The sequence below is a fragment of the Blautia sp. AM23-13AC genome (genome assembly GCF_003435675.1).
Classification (GTDB): domain Bacteria; phylum Bacillota; class Clostridia; order Lachnospirales; family Lachnospiraceae; genus Fusicatenibacter; species Fusicatenibacter saccharivorans.
On the sequence record NZ_QTUL01000004.1, the window covers coordinates 232,170 to 247,713 of the forward strand.

The 15,544-nt window shown below is 49.0% G+C and carries 14 protein-coding genes; 8 read left to right on the forward strand and 6 right to left on the reverse strand.

All coding sequences use genetic code 11. The annotated features are described in order from the left end of the window. Window positions 1-75 precede the first annotated feature (75 nt). Both pyrF and DW642_RS07165 read right to left on the reverse strand, forming a co-directional pair. Window positions 76-1,005 (reverse strand): orotidine-5'-phosphate decarboxylase, encoded by a 930-nt coding sequence (pyrF, locus tag DW642_RS07160; protein WP_022461998.1) that lies wholly within the window; start codon window positions 1,003-1,005, stop codon window positions 76-78. Between the two features lie 38 nt (window positions 1,006-1,043). Further along, window positions 1,044-2,324: a dihydroorotase gene (locus DW642_RS07165; protein WP_117509731.1), complete on the reverse strand. Its 1,281-nt coding sequence runs from the start codon at window positions 2,322-2,324 to the stop codon at window positions 1,044-1,046. 314 nt (window positions 2,325-2,638) lie between these two features. Between DW642_RS07165 and DW642_RS07170 the strand changes: the two genes are divergently transcribed. Further along, a complete protein-coding gene (locus tag DW642_RS07170; RefSeq protein ID WP_022461996.1) occupies window positions 2,639-2,839 on the forward strand; it encodes a cold-shock protein in 201 nt (66 codons plus the stop codon). A gap of 388 nt (window positions 2,840-3,227) precedes the next feature. Here the strand turns inward: DW642_RS07170 and DW642_RS07180 are convergent, their stop codons facing one another. Both DW642_RS07180 and DW642_RS07185 read right to left on the reverse strand, forming a co-directional pair. Beyond that, window positions 3,228-3,599: a hypothetical protein gene (locus DW642_RS07180; protein WP_117509733.1), complete on the reverse strand. Its 372-nt coding sequence runs from the start codon at window positions 3,597-3,599 to the stop codon at window positions 3,228-3,230. Window positions 3,600-3,696: 97 nt separating this feature from the next. Further along, window positions 3,697-4,536, reverse strand: coding sequence for a DegV family protein (locus DW642_RS07185; protein WP_117509758.1), 840 nt, complete (start codon window positions 4,534-4,536; stop codon window positions 3,697-3,699). Between the two features lie 326 nt (window positions 4,537-4,862). Here DW642_RS07185 and DW642_RS07190 point away from each other — a divergent pair, with 326 nt between their 5' ends. The 3 genes from DW642_RS07190 to DW642_RS07200 are packed head-to-tail and all read left to right on the forward strand — an operon-like array spanning window position 4,863 to window position 7,359. Then, on the forward strand, window positions 4,863-5,744 hold the full coding sequence (locus DW642_RS07190; RefSeq protein ID WP_022461993.1) for a magnesium transporter CorA family protein: 882 nt from the start codon (window positions 4,863-4,865) through the stop codon (window positions 5,742-5,744). Window positions 5,745-5,750: 6 nt separating this feature from the next. Beyond that, window positions 5,751-6,257 carry a DUF5721 family protein gene (locus DW642_RS07195; protein ID WP_117509734.1) on the forward strand — a complete coding sequence of 169 codons (507 nt, stop codon included), beginning with the start codon at window positions 5,751-5,753 and terminating at the stop codon, window positions 6,255-6,257. A gap of 34 nt (window positions 6,258-6,291) precedes the next feature. Continuing rightward, a complete protein-coding gene (locus DW642_RS07200; RefSeq protein ID WP_117509735.1) occupies window positions 6,292-7,359 on the forward strand; it encodes an ethanolamine utilization protein EutH in 1,068 nt (355 codons plus the stop codon). Window positions 7,360-7,447: 88 nt separating this feature from the next. On the opposite strand, the gene DW642_RS07205 is transcribed toward DW642_RS07200, so the two are convergent. Beyond that, the gene (locus DW642_RS07205) at window positions 7,448-9,427 is read right to left on the reverse strand and encodes an oleate hydratase (RefSeq protein ID WP_117509736.1); all 1,980 of its coding nucleotides are present in this window, start codon (window positions 9,425-9,427) and stop codon (window positions 7,448-7,450) included. Window positions 9,428-9,646: 219 nt separating this feature from the next. Further along, window positions 9,647-10,213 carry a TetR-like C-terminal domain-containing protein gene (locus DW642_RS07210; RefSeq protein WP_022461989.1) on the reverse strand — a complete coding sequence of 189 codons (567 nt, stop codon included), beginning with the start codon at window positions 10,211-10,213 and terminating at the stop codon, window positions 9,647-9,649. Between the two features lie 343 nt (window positions 10,214-10,556). On the opposite strand from DW642_RS07210, the gene htpG reads away from it, so the two are divergent. From htpG to DW642_RS07230, 4 genes are all read left to right on the forward strand, one after another. After that, window positions 10,557-12,632 carry a molecular chaperone HtpG gene (gene htpG / locus DW642_RS07215; RefSeq protein ID WP_117509737.1) on the forward strand — a complete coding sequence of 692 codons (2,076 nt, stop codon included), beginning with the start codon at window positions 10,557-10,559 and terminating at the stop codon, window positions 12,630-12,632. Between the two features lie 184 nt (window positions 12,633-12,816). Beyond that, window positions 12,817-14,142: a Na+/H+ antiporter NhaC family protein gene (locus DW642_RS07220; RefSeq protein ID WP_199596435.1), complete on the forward strand. Its 1,326-nt coding sequence runs from the start codon at window positions 12,817-12,819 to the stop codon at window positions 14,140-14,142. A gap of 223 nt (window positions 14,143-14,365) precedes the next feature. Continuing rightward, entirely contained in the window at window positions 14,366-14,737 is a 372-nt protein-coding gene (locus DW642_RS07225; RefSeq protein ID WP_117509759.1) for a CidA/LrgA family protein, read from the forward strand. After that, on the forward strand, window positions 14,734-15,426 hold the full coding sequence (locus tag DW642_RS07230; RefSeq protein WP_055267500.1) for an LrgB family protein: 693 nt from the start codon (window positions 14,734-14,736) through the stop codon (window positions 15,424-15,426). Before DW642_RS07225 ends, DW642_RS07230 begins: the two co-directional genes overlap by 4 nt. The last annotated feature ends 118 nt before the right edge of the window (window positions 15,427-15,544 follow it).

Consider the following 15,544-nt stretch of genomic DNA (forward strand, 5'->3'; position numbering starts at 1 on the left):
GCGAAAAGCCCAAAATATCCTCCGGCGGACATAACATCTACCCGGCAGACCTTCTGAGCTTTTCACCCTGTATTCTTATTTTGCAGCAGCAAGCGCCCCGCTGATATCCTCAACCATATCCTTTACAGCTGCTCTCGAAGCATCCGCAAAGTTCTCAGTGCCAAACTCGGCATATTTTTCCTGTTTGTAAGCAGCGATGATACCTCTCGAAGAGTTTACGATTGCACCCAGTCCGTCCTCATTGAAGAAGTGAACGAGGTCTTTTCCTTTTCCGCCCTGTGCACCGTAGCCCGGTACCAGGATGTAGGATTTCGGCATTACCTTACGCAGCACCTTGCCCATCTCCGGGTACGTAGCACCGACAACAGCTCCCACATAGCTGTAATCATCGCCCATGTGCTCCTCGCCCCACGCGGCAACCTGCTCGCCGACCCACTCATACAGCGGACGTCCGTCGATGATGCGGTCCTGGAACTCGCCGCTGGACGGGTTCGAGGTTTTTACCAGAACAAAGATACCTTTTTTCTCCTCTTTGCAGACCTTGATGAACGGTTTTACGCCGTCAGATCCAAGATACGGATTGACAGTTGCAAAATCCTCATGGAATCCGGCGTAGGATTTGCTTCCCACCTGCACGTGGCCGAGGTGGCCGACTGCATACGCCTCAGAAGTAGAACCGATATCGCCTCGTTTGATATCGCCGATGACAACGAGACCCTTTTCCTGGCAGTAGGAAACGGTCTTCTCATATGCTGCCATTCCCGGAACGCCGAACTGCTCATACATGGCAACCTGCGGTTTTACAGCCGGAATCAGATCGTATGTTGCGTCGACAATCGCTTTATTGAACTGCCAAACGGCCTCTGCAGCTCCTTCGAGTGTCTCTCCGTACTCGGCAAATGCCTTTTTCTGTACGTGCTCCGGCACATAGTTCAGCATCGGGTCCAGACCTACGACGATCGGTGCATTTGTTTTTTTAATGTTTGCAATCAGTTTGTTAATCATCTGCTTACTCTCCCTCTTCTGTTTTTTCTTATTAGAAATTACTCAGCTTCGTATACAATCTTGCCGCCGCATACGGTAGCCATAACTTTTCCTTTGACTTTCTTGCCGCCGAACGGAGTGTTTTTGCCCTTGGAAACAAACTCCTTCGGATCGATCACATACTCTGCTTCCGGATCGATGATAACCACATCGGCGTCCATGCCAGGTGCAAGAGAACCTTTCTTGTCCAGGTGCAGGATTTTTGCCGGATTATAGCTCATCTTCTCCGCCATCTGCATTGGGGTGATGATCTCGGTATCCACAAGTTCGGTGATGGTAAGAGCCACGCTCGTCTCCAGTCCGACGATGCCGAACGGAGCTTTCTTGAAGGACTCCTGTTTCTCGGTCAGCGCATGCGGTGCATGATCGGTGCTGATGACATCGAAGACATCGTCTTTCAGACCCTGGCGCAGTGCCTCGAGATCCTCTTTCGTACGGAGCGGCGGATTCATCTTGTAGTTGGTGTCGCCCTTTACGATGTCGTCGCTGCAGAGGGTAAAGTGATGCGGGCAGACCTCGGCGGAAATCGAAACGCCGGCCTTTCTCGCCTCACGCACCATATCCACGCTCTCTTTGGTCGAGCAGTGGCACAGATGCAGGTGTGCACCTGTCTCTGCGGCAAGTACGATATCTCTTGCAACAATCGTGTTCTCTACGGAGTTTGTGATGCCCGGCAGATGCCACTCTCTCGAGTTTGCATCCTCATTCATGCAGCCGCCGTTTACGAGGTTCTTGTCCTCGCAGTGAGCCAGCACCGGAATGTTTTTCTCTGCGGCAATCTCCATGGCCTCTTTGTAGAGCAGCGCGTTCATAACGGATTTTCCGTCCTCGCTGATCGCCGGGATGCCGGCTTTTACCATGCCCTCGATATCGGCGAGCTCTTCACCCTTCTGTCCTACTGTGATGGCGCCTGCCTGCAGTACATTAATCGGAGAAAAACGGTCTGCTTTGATCGTTACATAGTTGACGCGGTCCGGGCTGTCGATGACCGGTTTTGTATTCGGCATCGCTACCAGCGTTGTCACGCCTCCTTTTGCTGCTGCTTTCGAACCGCTTTCAATATCTTCTTTATATGTCTGCCCCGGGTCGCGGAGATGTACATGCATATCGATGATGCCAGGCATTACATAGCAGCCTTTTGCATCTATTACCTGCGCATCTTTTACGCGGATTCCTTTTTCAACCCGTGTAATAACGCCGTTTTCGATCAGAACATCACTGATTTCGTCTTTTTGGGTGGCCGGGTCGATGACCTGTCCATTTTTGATTAAGATACTCATCTTACGTTCTCTGATCCTTTCTTTTCTTCTGGCCGTCGTCCGACCATTTATTCCTTTTTATAATACACGAAATCTTTCCTGAAATAAAGAGTTTTTTCTTGACTTTTTTGATTTGCAAGATTATAATGGTCTCAATCGAGAAGATGTTGAGATGTAATACGTGGTCACTAGCTATTAGAGATTATATTAGCATTCACCTTCAATATAATCTGTAATAGCTAGTGAATTTTTTTATCAAAAGTTCACTCGCTTATGGGGGAACATATGCATTCCCACATCATGCTTATTTTTTAATTTTATGGAGGTAACTCACAATGAACAAGGGAACAGTGAAATGGTTTAACGCAGAGAAGGGCTATGGCTTCATCACAGGCGAAGACGGAAACGATGTATTCGTACATTTCTCCGCTATCCAGGGTGAAGGATTCAAAACTCTTGACGAAGGTCAGGCGGTTACTTACGATCTTACCGAGGGTGCTCGCGGAATGCAGGCTTCCAACGTTGTTAAATGCTAATTAACCATAAGCGAAAGGCCGGAGGATGTATGTCCTCCGGTTTTTTAATTTACGCGGACAACGAGCCAAAGTCCGTGCCTGCACGAGACCTTGGCGACTGCCGCGATAACTTAAGAAACTCGCGGAGCGTGTTTCTCATAGTTTTTTCTATAGCAAGACCCGAAAATAATGCAAAAAAGGCAGTGCTGCAGAGCGCGAATTGCAAGGAACAGATTTGAAGGCGTACCGGGGTACGACGAAAATCTGTGACGCAGTAATTCACGCTCTGCGGTGCTGAATTTTTTGCATTATTTTCGGGGATTGCTATAAATCTCTATAACAAAAGCGCTTATCACTCCGGGATTTTCCCGTCTGTGGTAAGCGCTTTTACTTTCTTTAACAATTCTGCTTATTCCGCTGTACTTTCGCTGATGGAATCTGCTGTGCTGTCACTTGCCGTATCTGCTGTGCTGTCCGAAGATGTATCGGAAGCATCAGAGCTGTCGCTGGTGTCATCTGCACTGCTGTCGCTGGATGTGTTGGTCTCGCTCAGATAATTCTGAATATCCGTCACGTTCATCGTTGTGGTTTCTGTCGTGCGGTTCGCCTTTTTCTCTGCTACCGAGTTCTGGTAAACAGCAACGGAGAACCAGCCGATCAGGGTAGCCAGCACAACGACGAAAGCGGTAACTTCCAGTCTCGTGATCCATCTTTCACGTCTCATGATTTTCTCACGGTTCGCTTTTTCCTTTTTATAGCGGTCAACTTTTTCCTGACTCATGGTTCTACTTCTCCTTTGATTTCTAAAAAGTGCTCGGCGGCACTTTCAAACATGTTGAAAATTATACTACATTTTCAACAAAAAGGGAAGAGAAAAGTTATAATGCAATGATAATTCCGCCGTCATTTGCATACATACTGCTGACGCCCTGGGTATCGAGTACGAAGACATCCTGTACCGCAAGGCGCTCCAGAAGGGCTTCTTTTACCATCTCGGCGCGCTCCGGGCAGTTGCAATGAGAGATGGCAAGCGTTTTGTTTTCTACATGCTGTGCGTCATTTACAATGGCATCGACCATTTTCATCAGTGCTTTGTTGATGCCGCGCGCCTGATCAAGCTGTACGATATCGCCCTCCGGTGTGGCTCCCATAACCGGTTTGATCTTAAGCGCGGATGCAACAAGTGCTTTTGTTTTGGAAAGGCGGCCGTTTTTCCGCAGAGTTTCGAGATTTTCCAGCACGAAATAGGTGTGCTGTGTGCTGATATAGAGTTCTACTGTCTCTACGACGCGCTCAAAGCTCATGCCGGCTTCCTCGCACTCCACGATTTTTTTCACGATCAGGGTCTCTCCTATCGATGCGCTTCTGGAATTGAATACGTGAATCTTCAGATCCTCGTTCTCCTCCTGCGCCAGGTTTGCACCGAGCACTGCGCTGTTATAGGAACCGCTGAGCTGTGCGGAAAGTGTGACCGCGTAGCACCGTTCTGCTCCGTTCAGAAAAGATTTCCGGAAATAATCCGGCGACGGGCAGGCGGATTTCGGGCACTCCGGGCATTCCGCTACTCTCTTTAAAAAATATTTCTGGTCAAATGTCTCGTCATCCAGAATGGATTCTCCGCCGACTTCCAGGGTCAGCGGTGCAATTTCAATATTTCCTCTTTTTTTCATATCTACTGTCAGTTCACAGCAGCTGTCTGCAACAATGTGAAAACTCATATATTTTATCCCTCCAAACTTGATTCCGCTTTTTCTCACTGCGGACGTTTCGTATTTCCAATCACCGCTCTTTTTCAAACCTTCCTAAACTAGGGACGAATTCGACACAGTGAATTTTTTGATATTTTGTCATGTAGTTTTGATAACTACATTTTATCATAACACACTTAGTGCTCCATTGCAAAAAGTTTTTTCCCAATAAAAGTTTTTCCGTTAAAAGTTTTTTCCTTTTCTTGTCGCACTCCCCTTTTTGCGGTATACTACGGTCATACGGCTTTTTTGTTTATGGATATTTTTCCATTGCTTATTTTCAGGAGGTGGTACGTATGGAATGGACTTTTTCGGATTCGGTCCGGCTTTCCCTGCTTTCGTTTTCGGAAGCTTCCAAAGCCTGCGCGGCGCTGCCCGGATTTTCTCTTTTCCGGCGCAGTCTGCAGCCGGAGCGCATCGAATACTGCCGCGCAGAGCTGCTGCCTGACTGCCTGGTCGGATCGCTTGCCGTTCCGGACAAGACGCATCCGCTTCACCTTGCATTCTCGCTTGCGTTTTATCTCGACCGGGGGCAGCTTATTCTGGCAGCCGACGAACAGACACTTCCGGCTTTGCAGAGCCTCCTCTTCCCGGAAGAACCGCTCGATACTTCCGATGTCTTCCACCTGTTTTTCTCGTTTCTGGAATCGCTGATCCAGGAGGATATGCTCTATCTGCAGAATTTTGAGAAGCGCCTCGCGACAATCGAGGAGTCTCTTCTCGACACTCTGCCAAAAGAGCTGCAGCGGACCCTGATCACGATCCGTCGGGAGCTGCTCGTGTTCCATGCCTATTACCAGCAGCTTCTCGACATGTGCGAAATACTCTCCGAGGACGAAAATCACTTTCTTCCCCCGGAATGCGCCCGTCAGTTTTCGCGCCTTGGAAACCGCGTGGACCGTTTGTACGACCACACCCAGATGCTGCGGGAGTACGCCCTGCAGATCCGCGAGATGCAGCAGGCGCAGATCGACCTGCGTCAGAACGATACGATGCGGATTCTGACGGTCGTCTCGACGATCTTTTTCCCGCTTTCCCTGATCGCCGGCTGGTACGGCATGAATTTTACGCATATGCCTGAGCTTTCTGCCCCGTATGCGTACTTCATCCTGATCGGCGTCTGTATTCTCATTGTTGCTGTTGAAATTTGGTATTTTAAAAAGAAAGGCTGGTTTTAACTACGGATGATTATCCTGCAGATTACACAGTTAAAGAATTTTATGAACACCCTGCTCCGTCTCGAGACATTTGACCGCTTTCCCGTCTCCGAGGCGTCGATCACAACGTTTACGACGTTCTCCATCGACGGCAGTCTTCACACGGACTTTTTCGATCCCGATGACGCGCAGCTCTTAAAAGAAAAAGGACGGACGCGGCTTCTCTGGAAAGATGTGAAATCGTTCTGCTATTCCGTCATCAAAGGAAAACGGACACCTCTGCAGTTCAAATTTGTGTTTCAGCTTCCGCAGGCGGCGTGCAAAAAAATGATCGCGGACCATGCGCTGCCGCTGGAAATAGAGAACGTGTTTGGATGCTTTCTGAATTTTCAGTATAAGGACGGAAAACTCTTACTTACCACCGGAACTTCCCTCAAAATCTTTACGATGGACAAGTCGCTCGACCGCGTCTTCGATGAGGAAGTCCGCCAGTTTCTGCTGAAAAATGAAATTGCATTTGAAGAACAGATATAAAGACAAAATACTTATTTAGAAAGGTTCTCTTTTTATGAATCAGATTATTATGTGGATCATGGCAGTCGGCGCGGTACTCGGCGGTGTCGACCGGATCGCTGGCAATCGCTTCGGATTTGGAAAACGGTTTGAGGAGGGCTTTATGCTGCTTGGACCGACGGCACTTTCCATGTCGGGCATCATCTGCCTCACCCCGCTGCTCTCCCGCTTTCTCCGTTTCGCCCTCGTTCCCATCTGGAACTTTTTTGGTCTGGATGCGGGACTTCTCGCCGGCATTCTCGCCATTGACATGGGCGGCTACCAGCTCGCCGGAGAGCTTTCGGCATCGCAGGAGATGGTGCGCTACGCAGGACTTGTGATTGCGGCGACGCTTGGCTGTACCATCACCTTTACGATTCCGGTCGGCATGGGAATGCTGAAAAGCGGCGACCGCCTCCTTTTCTCCCGCGGCATGCTGATCGGCACGGGCACACTTCCCGTCACGATGATCGTCGGCGGACTGCTCTCAGGACTCTCTTTTCTGCAGATCGTACTTCAGTCGCTCCCGGTGCTCCTCTTCTGCTTTCTGCTGATGTTCGGCATCTGGCGTTTTCCGGAGCAGACCGTGCGCGCGTTCACGGTATTTGCAGATGTGATCCGGCTTCTGACGACGATCGGCCTCATCGCGGGCGCGTTCTGCTATATGACCGGCTTTTCGCTGCTCCCGGACCTTGCGCCGCTGGAGGACGCGATGGCGGTCGTCTCGTCCATCGGCATTGTACTACTCGGCAGCCTTCCGACGGCGGAGCTTTTACAGCGGGTGCTCAAAAAGCCGCTCTCTTTTATTGGAAGAAAAACCGGCATGAACGACAGCAGTGCCGCCGGTCTTCTGATGGGCATTGTCAGCCCTGTTCCGGCGATCACAATGATGGAAAAAATGGACGAGCGCGGAAAGATTGTAAACGCAGCTTTCCTCGTCTCCGCCGCATCGACCATCGCCGCACATATGGGATTTACGTTCGGCACCGATCCTGATTTTGTCGTGCCGCTTCTCGTTGCAAAGCTCGCTGGAGGCATCGCCGCCGTCTGTGCCGCGCTGTTTTTCACGAAGAAATCTGCTTAATTGTTTGAGAGCATACATAGCAACGCAATAAGACCTGCGCCGTTTGAAAGCGCAGGTCTTATTGCATTTCTTACTTATTTTCTATTTCTTATTTCACCATATCCTCTTTGATAATTCCATGCTCTTTTAAGAGATCTCCAACTACATTTCCATCTACCAGTTTCAGCAGAGGTTTTTTCAGCAGGTTGAGCGGTCCAGGAAGCTCGATTTCCAGCGGGGATTTTCCATCCATCAGTTTCACGGAGCTGTCCAGCAGGTCGCGGATATCGTAAACGCTGCCCCATACTTCCGGCACACCGCGGTCTACGCCGAGGAGTCCGTAAACAGCTTCCATTGCGGTACGAACGGAATACTCTGTCGTGAATATGGTATCTCTTGGTGTCTCAGCGAACTGTCCGAGGAATGCGAAGTTGACGCAGCCATCCGGGATGACATCCGGGCGGTCGCCCTTTCTTCTTGGCATAAAGAATGCGGTGATGTACGGCATCATGGTCGGTACGCAGACAGCGCTGTTCTCTGCCAGCTCCGGAATCTGGTCAACCGGCACGCCGAGGTGGTACAGCCACTCTTCGGTGATCTCTTTACCAGTGCACTCTTTCATCGGTTTCTTCACATAGTCGCCAGGTACGTCGGTGAACAGGCTGTAAACCCATACGCATACCTTATCTTTATCCTGCTCTTTGAACTGTCCCTGACGGTTGATGGTCCAGCTTAAAAGCCACTTGGAATCCTGGCAGCTTACGATACCGCCGGTAACAACCTTTCCGGTTCTCGGATCACGTTTGCAGATATTGGTGATATACGGAATGATCTTATTGTCGAGAGTGGTAATTGTTGCGGATTCCCAGTTTGTCTTTGCAATATCGGAGCAGAATTTCTCCGGATGTCCAAAGGACGGATCCTGTTTTGCAATGTTTTTCCACAGGCTCCAGCAGCCGCTCGTGCGGACCTCTGCATCACCGTTCGGTGCATGGTTCTGATCGCCGTAGATCGTGCCTTCGGTGCAGCTTCCGTTGGTAACGAAGACGAGGTCATTCTCGGTGAGAACGATGCCTTTCTCGACGCCGTTTACTTTGCACTCGATGGCTTTTGCTACTTTCTTTCCATCGTTGATTTCAAAGATAACGTTGGTTACTTCGGTATTGAACTGGAAGTCTACGCCGGCATCCTCGAGGTATTTCTTCATCGGAAGAATCAGAGATTCATACTGGTTGTACTTCGTGAATTTCAGTGCGGAGAAGTCCGGCAGTCCGCCGATGTGGTGAATGAACCGCTGGAAGTACAGCTTCATCTCCAGTGCACTGTGCCAGTTTTCAAATGCGAACATCGTTCTCCAGTACAGCCAGAAGGTGGAATTGAAGACTTCATCATCGAAAACATCCTCGATCGTCTTGTCGTACAGATCCTCGTCTCTTGTCATGAAGAGTTTCATGATCTCCATGCAGCCTTTCTGGCTCAGGTTGAACTTGCCGTCGGTATGGGCATCCTCGCCGCGGTTCTTCGTTGCACGGCACAGGGAGTAGTTCGGGTCCTTTTTGTTCAGCCAGTAATACTCATCAAGAACGGATACACCAGGTGTCTCAATTGACGGGATGCTGTGGAACAGATCCCACAGGCACTCGAAGTGGTTTTCCATCTCACGGCCGCCTCTCATGATGTAGCCGCGGGTCGGATCGTAGATACCGTCGCAGGCACCGCCGGCGATGTCCATGGCTTCCAGAATGTGGATGTGATCGCCTTTCATCTGGCCGTCTCTTACAAGGAAGCACGCTGCTGCGAGGGCTGCGAGGCCGCTTCCTACGAGGTATGCGCTCTTCTCATCGACGCCTTCCGGTTTTTCCGGTCTTGCGAAGGCTTCGTAGTTTCCGTTGGTGTAATAAATGCCTTTGCTGTTTTTCTTATCTTTTCCGCGCTCGGTGTTGCGGTAATCATTCTTTGGTTCTGATGTTACAGTGGTTGTCTCCGCTGCTTTTTTTGCTTCACTCTTGTTTTTTGCCTGCAGCACTGCTGCTCCAGCTCCGATGACTGCTGCTGATGCGATTCCGAATTTTAATCCTTTTTTTGACATAGACGTTCATCCTTTCTTTTCTAAATACGACTGCCGGAATGTTTTTTCGAATTTCCGGTTCGTATAGGTTATGCTGCTTTCTTTGTTTTACAAGTTTCTATTTGTGTTGCCATTGTCTGTTGACAATTTGAATCTTACTTCATTTTTCCCCGCTTTTCCATTTACAAAACAGGGCGGATGATTAAATTTTTATCATCCGCCCTGTTTTGTAAAGTGTAACTATATTTTATTTCTTTTTTCAAAATTTCGGATGGAATTGACGACATTTCCTTCCATCGTGCGGTGCATTTTTTCCGCAATCATATGGTAATCCACTTTCATTCCGTCTTTGATCCAGTCGAGCATGACACCGGTAAAGCTATACTTATAGAAATCTGCGATAAAACTCTGATCCGCCTCGGAGATGCCGGTTCCCTTTGCTTTTTCCTGTACGACACCGTACAGCAGATCGTGCGTCAGATGAAAGAGATATGTTTCGATCTGCTCCCGGCTTACAGAGTGATAGACATTCATAATAAATGGTTTATTCTCGAGCACTGCCTCAAAAATCTGCTGCAGGCCTTCCTGCCATGTCTCATACGTTTTCTTCCCCTGCAGCGCCTGCGTCGCATCCTCCAGGCACGACCATTCGACAAGATCGTAGATATCCTTAAAATGATAATAAAACGCCATCCGGCTGATGCCGCAGTCTGTCGTCAGATCGTTGATCGTAATTTTGTCCAGCGGCTTTTTCAAAAGCAGCTTTTTTAATGACGCTTCCAGCGCCGCCTTTGTCGCATTTGTCATGTATTTCCTCCATTTTTCTTTTATGTACCCTCGGAATCTTTCTGTTCGAAACGCTTCTATGCTTTTTCATTGTAGCATATCCATTCTCCAGAAACAACTGCGCAGCCCTTCTGATCAGACTTTACAAAAAGTTTAGAAAGTACCGTAATACCAGTAAATTCAATACTTTCCGTCGTTCTGTTAGCACTCTTTTTTCTCGAGTGCTAATTTTCCCTTGACTTTTCCCTGTGCCAGTATTACTATAACTATCAGAGCAGTAAAAAAGCTGCAGACATCTAAAAAAGCATGATATCCCCGCTTTGCTGGATCAAAATATTTTTATAAGAAAAGGAGTGTGTTTCTCATGAGTGCGAAACATGGAAATCTTTCAATCAACAGCGACAATATTTTCCCGATTATCAAAAAATGGATGTATTCCGACCACGATATCTTCGTCCGCGAGCTCGTTTCCAACGGCTGCGATGCCATCACCAAACTGAAAAAACTCGACGGCATGGGCGAATATACTCTGCCGGATGACTACAAAGCAGCCATTCAGGTGATTGTAAACCCGGATGAGAAAACCTTAAAATTCATCGATAACGGTATCGGTATGACCGCAGACGAAGTCGAAGAATATATTACCCAGATCGCCTTCTCCGGCGCTACCGAATTTCTGGAGAAATACAAAGACAAAACGAATTCAGATCAGATGATCGGCCACTTCGGTCTTGGTTTCTACTCTGCTTTCATGGTAGCAGATGAAGTTCACATCGATTCTCTTTCTTATAAAGAAGGATCCACCCCGGTACACTGGACCTGTGACGGAAGCACCGAGTACGATATGTCCGAGGGCAGCAAGACAACTGTTGGTACCGAAATCACTCTGTTCCTGAACGAGGACTGCCTGGAATTCGCAAACGAATACCGTGTCCGCGAAGTTCTGGAAAAATACTGCTCCTTCATGCCGGTTGAAATTTTCCTGTCCAAAGCAAATGCGCCGCAGGAATACGAGACCATCGATGAAAGCGAATTAAAAGATGACGACGTTGTCGTAGAGCACATCCACGAGGACGCAAAATACGAAGAGAAAGAAAAAGAAGACGGAACGAAAGAGCAGGTTGAAGTTTCCCCGGCCAAAGAGAAAGTAAAAATCAACAAACGCCCGGTTTCCATCAGTGATATCCACCCGCTGTGGACCAAACATCCAAACGAGTGCAGCGATGAGGATTATAAAGAATTCTACCGCAAAGTCTTCAACGACTACCGCGAGCCGCTGTTCTGGATCCACCTGAACATGGACTATCCGTTCAACCTCAAAGGTATCCTCTACTTCCCGCGTATCAACACCGAGTACGATTCCATCGAGGGAACCATCAAGCTGTACAACAACCAGGTATTTATTGCCGACAACATCAAAGAAGTCATTCCGGAATACCTGATGCTCTTAAAAGGCGTCATCGACTGCCCGGATCTGCCGCTGAACGTATCCCGAAGCGCACTGCAGAACGACGGATTTGTCAAGAAGATCTCCGAGTACATCTCCAAGAAATTCGCTGACAAGCTCTCCGGCATGTGCAAAACCGACCGTGAGAATTACGAGAAATACTGGGATGATATCAACCCATTCATCAAATACGGATGCATCAAGGACGAGAAATTCTCCAAGAAGATGATGGACTATATTCTGTTCAAGAACATCGACGGAAAATATCTGACTCTTGAGGACTGCATCAACGAGAATAAGAAAGAAGAAGCTCCTGCAGAGAACACCGAAGAGAAGGCTGAAACTACGGAGAATACCGAAAATACGGAAAACGCTGACGAGAAGAAAGAGCCGGAAAAAACGACTGTTTACTACGTCACCGACGAAGTTCAGCAGAGCCAGTACATCAACATGTTCCGCAGTCAGGGTATGGATGCTGTCATCCTGAAACACAACATCGACTCCGCTTTCATCACCCATGCAGAGCGTTGCAACGAGCATGTAACTTTCCAGCGCATCGATGCAGATCTGACCAACGATATGAAAGACGAGTCCGGTGAGGATCTGACCGACGCTACAAATACTCTGACCGATCTCTTCCGCAAAGTCCTCGACAAGAAAGATCTGACCGTCAAAGTTGAGAACCTGAAAGACGAAAATGTATCCTCCATGGTAACGCTTTCCGAGGAGAGCCGCCGGATGCAGGATATGATGAAGATGTACGGTATGACCGGCATGGATCCGTCCATGTTCGGCGGACAGGAAACCCTGATCCTGAATGCAAAACATCCGCTCGTTCAGTACATTCTGAAGAATGGCGAGAACGACAACACATCCCTGTTCTGCGAGCAGCTGTATGATCTGGCAATGATCAGCCACAAACCGCTCTCTCCGGACGAGATGACAAAGTTCGTAAGCAGAAGCAATCAGATTATGATGCTCCTTGCAAAATGATAAAGCACAGGCACAGCAAAACGCACCTCTTATAAAACACGCCGGATTTCTGGAATTTACCAGATGTCCGGCGTGTTTTTTCCTGCTTTTTTACTTTACGATTTCTGATCCAGATGATAGAATAATTCTATTCGCCCTATTGAAAAATAAGGAAAATCACACGAAAGGTCTGGTATTTATTTCTATGAAAAAAGGAAAGCCATCCGCCCTGCTCCCGATCGCCGTTTTTCTGGTGTTTTATCTGGGGCTCGGCATTTATTCCGAGTATATTTTAAAAATTCCGATGGGCTTCTACAACATCCCCATCGTCGTCGCGTTTCTGGCAGCGATCCTCGTCGCCTGTCTGCAGAACCGCAGTGTCCCGTTTGAAGAAAAGCTCGCCCTCATGGGACAGGGCATCGGGGACAAAAACATCATCACAATGCTGCTGATCTTCCTCGCCGCAGGCACGTTTGTCGGCGTTGTCGGAAGGAGCAGTGCAGAGAGCGTTGCCTATTTCATGCTCTCCTGGATTCCGGCAAAATATGCCGTCGCTGTGCTCTTTGTCGTTGCCTGCTTCGTCTCCACGGCCATGGGAACCTCCGTCGGAACGATCACGCTTCTCGTGCCGATCGCCGCTGCTGTTGCCGAGACCTCCGGCTTTTCGCTGGCGCTCTGCGTCGCCTCCGTCATGGGCGGATCCATGTTCGGCGACAACCTCTCCTTCATCTCCGACACGACAATCGCCGCCTGCAACGGACAGGGCTGCGAGATGAAAGACAAGTTCCGCGAAAACTTCTGGATCGCTCTCCCGGCTGCTCTTGCCACGCTGGCGCTGATCCTTGTAATCTCCTTCCGACAGGCGCCGGGCACACCGATCGTCCACGAATACCATCTGCTGCAGATGGTTCCGTACCTGCTCGTGCTGATCGGCGGCATCGCGGGCATTCAGGTGTTTGTCGTACTCCTTATCGGTATTGCTTCCGGTGCCGTTATCATGCTCGGTACGGGACAGACGACGCTCTTGGATATGCTCTCCAGCATGGGAAGCGGCACTTCGGGTATGTTTGAGACATGTATGGTTGCGATTCTTGTCGCTGCGATGTGCGCGCTGATCCGGGAAAACGGCGGCTTTACTGTCCTGCTTCGTGCCATTCACAAAATCTTCCGCGGAAAAAAGGGCGGCCAGCTCGGTGTCGGCATTCTCGTCGCGCTGCTCGACATTGCGACCGCAAACAACACCGTCGCGATCGTCATGGCAAACCCGATCGCAAAGCAGATGTCCGAGGACTACGGCATTACCCCACGGAAAACGGCATCGCTCCTCGATACCTTCTCCTGCATCTCACAGGGCATCCTGCCGTACGGCGCGCAGATGCTCGTGGCGATTTCCGCGGTGCATGAACTGGGATATGAGCTCTCCGCCTTTGAAATCATGGCAAACCTCTTCTATCCGGGCATGCTGCTTGTCAGTTCGCTGATCTTTATCTTCGTTCTGCCGGATCGGAAAAATGCCGAAAGCAATGCTTAAAAAGTTCCGTATCGGATCAACTCAAAAAATCATGTTAAAATGCCCACCGATTTCACTTTTTCGTTTGATTGGCGGGCATTTTTTTGCTTTTTTTGGCAAAAATAGCCAAAATTGCAGTAACATTTACGGTTGAAATTCTTTTACGCGGGTAGTATAATCGGGGTCGTGACATTGAGAAGGAGTGATGTTATGTGGGTTATGGGGAGAAAGGACAACAGAAAAAGTGAAATTATTAAGACAGTTCCTTGTAATTATGGCGGTTTCGTTCGTCGGAGAAATCCTGCACGCCGTGCTGCCGCTTCCGATTCCGGCAAGTATCTACGGCCTTGTGCTGATGCTGGCGCTTCTGATGACGGGGGCATTAAAACTTGATACCGTCGAGGACGCAGGCAAGTTTATGATTGAGATCATGCCGGTCATGTTCATTCCGGCGGGCGTCGGCCTGATGGAATCCTGGGGTGAATTAAAAGCCGTTCTCGTTCCGGTTCTCGTGATTACGCTCGTCAGCACCATCGTCGTTATGATTGTGTCCGGACGCGTGACACAGGCGGTCATCCGGCTGGAAAAGAAACACAAAGGAGGGGACGCAAAATGACAAATATGCTCTGTGAATCTGCATTTTTCGGCGTTGTCATCAGCCTTCTGGCGTATGAGCTCGGCATGCTGTTAAAGAAAAAATTTGGGCTTCCGATTTTCAATCCGCTGCTGATTTCCATTGCAGTCGTCATTGTATTCCTTGCTGTTTTCGATATCGATTATCAGAATTATAATGACGGTGCAAAATACTTGAGCTATCTGCTGACTCCTGCAACGGTCTGCCTTGCGATTCCGCTGTATGAGCAGATGGAGGCATTGAAAAAGAATATCAAAGCCATCCTCGCCGGTATTCTCTCCGGCGTGCTGACGAGCCTTACCGTGGTTCTCGCGCTGGCGCTGATCTTCAATCTGAATCATAAAATGTATGTAACACTGCTGCCGAAATCCATCACAACGGCCATCGGCATGGGTGTTTCGGAAGAGCTCGGCGGTGCGGTGACGATCACGGTTGCCGTTATCATCATCACGGGTGTGCTGGGAAATATGCTGGCGGAGACGCTCTGCAAGCTGTTTCACATTGAGGAGCCGATTGCAAAGGGCATCAGTATCGGATCGGCCTCCCATGCGATCGGTACGGCGAAGGCCATGGAGATGGGCGATGTCGAGGGCGCGATGAGCAGCCTTTCGATTGCAGTTGCAGGTATTCTGACTGTGGTCGGAGCGTCGATTTATGCGATGTTTATCTAAAAACGAACACTGATAAAAAGCAGAAAAAATCCGGGAATGGAAAGCAATGTAAAACTTTCCGTTCCCGGATTTTCTATCCCTGAAATTCTATAACTAAAAATTAAAATTCCGACTGCAG